Origin of the sequence: Dietzia papillomatosis NBRC 105045, from assembly GCF_001570845.1 — a bacterium.
In the GTDB taxonomy this organism is placed as follows: domain Bacteria; phylum Actinomycetota; class Actinomycetes; order Mycobacteriales; family Mycobacteriaceae; genus Dietzia; species Dietzia cinnamea.
Window position 1 is genome coordinate 1 of record NZ_BCSL01000101.1, and the last position, 1,598, is coordinate 1,598.

At 64.8% G+C, this 1,598-nt stretch carries 1 protein-coding gene; it reads right to left on the bottom strand.

The features are described 5' to 3' along the window. Window positions 1–23: 23 nt before the first annotated feature. Window positions 24–1,547 (bottom strand): IS1634 family transposase, encoded by a 1,524-nt coding sequence (locus DPA01S_RS15945; protein ID WP_439950999.1) that lies wholly within the window; start codon window positions 1,545–1,547, stop codon window positions 24–26. Window positions 1,548–1,598: the final 51 nt, after the last annotated feature.

Here is a 1,598-nt window from a genome sequence, read left to right on the forward strand (position 1 = left end):
CCTGACTTCCACAAGTTTTAGTGTCACCCTGAGTTGATCGCGTCGATGACGGCTCGCGCGGCGTCCGAGATTGTGGGTTCGACGAGCATTTCGTGGTCGCCGATGGCAACGGTGACGGTGCGCAGGGGCCGCAGGGTGGTGACGATCTTCTTGATCGACATGCCGGTGACGTCCTGCAGGTGCCGGGCCACTGCCAGGGCCGCGAACACGACGGTCAGATGAGCTTCGATCGCATCGCGGGTGCGGTGGAAGATCGGGCGGGCCCTCAGGTCAGCCTTGGCCATACGGAAGGACTGCTCGACTTTCCAGAGGTCGTGATAGGCCGCCACGACGGCATGGGCGTCCATGACCTCCGACGCGATGTTGGTGACGTACCCCTTGTAACCTGCAGATTCTCGGGCCCGCTGGATCGAGACCTCGTCCAGGATCACCTTCTGGTCGGTGATTTTGACGAACCGCTGCTTCTTGAGTGGCTCTGCCCGGTCGGCGACGCGTTGAGCGCGGTCAATCTGCGCGTTTAGCGTCCGCCGGTCTCGTTTGGCCCGCTCCCATTTGTAGTGCCACACCACCCGCCGGTCGCGCCGGTCCCGGCCCTGTCCCATGGGGCGGATCAGCTCCACGACGCCGTCGTCGGCGATTGCGTTGCCGCGGCGGCCGAAGTGGTCCTCGAGCTCTTTGGGCGCCTTGGAAGTGCGGGAGCCGACGATGAACGACAGGCCCGCGTCCTCCAGCGCATTGAGGTTGGCCGCCGACAGCATTCCCGCATCGGCCACCACGACCATGTCGCTGATCTGGTGGCGCTCTTGGAAGGCCGTGATGACCGGGATTAGCGTCTTGGTCTCTGCCTTGTTGCCCTCGAAGACGTGCACGTCCAGCGGGAACCCATCCCGGGCCACCAGCAGGCCCACGGTGATCTGCGGGTCGACCTTGCGCTCTTTACTCATGCCGACTTTACGCAGGTCATCTTCTTTCTCGGCCTCGAAGTACAAGGTGGTCAAGTCGTAGAGCACCAACGCCACGCCAGGGCCGCCGGTGCGGGTGACGTGGGCCCAACATGCGGTGGCGATCAGGCTGCGGTAGTCCCGGCCGACCACTCGCTGTAGACAGTTGTAGAGCGTATTGACGTGCGGCGGCTTGGTCCCCAACTCGGCCAGGACCCGAACCGAGTCCAACTTGCTGGTCGGCTCCACCACACGGCACAGCACCAGGTCGCGGAACACCGGATCGCCCACCACGTCGAAGCCCAGCCTGGCGTACGTGCCAGTCAATCCTTGCCACAGGATCCGCGCCGTGGACTGCTGGATCCGCGCGGCTGTCGCTGCCGGCACGTCGATCACCGCGCCGCTGTGCTCGCTCAACTCCAGGTCTAACGCCTGCTGATCGCCCTGGATGCGCTGCTTGGCGACCTCGATCAACGCCGCCAACTCGCCGGGGGTGTGAGCCGAACCCAGGTGCTCGCGCACCACCAAGCGGCCGTTGGTCCATTCGACCAACTGCACGCCCGTGGCCCCCGACCCCGTCGGCACCTTCCGAAATTTCAGCCCCACAGGCCCAACCTACCGGCCCGTTTAGTGTCACAAACGCCAGCACCGAACTCG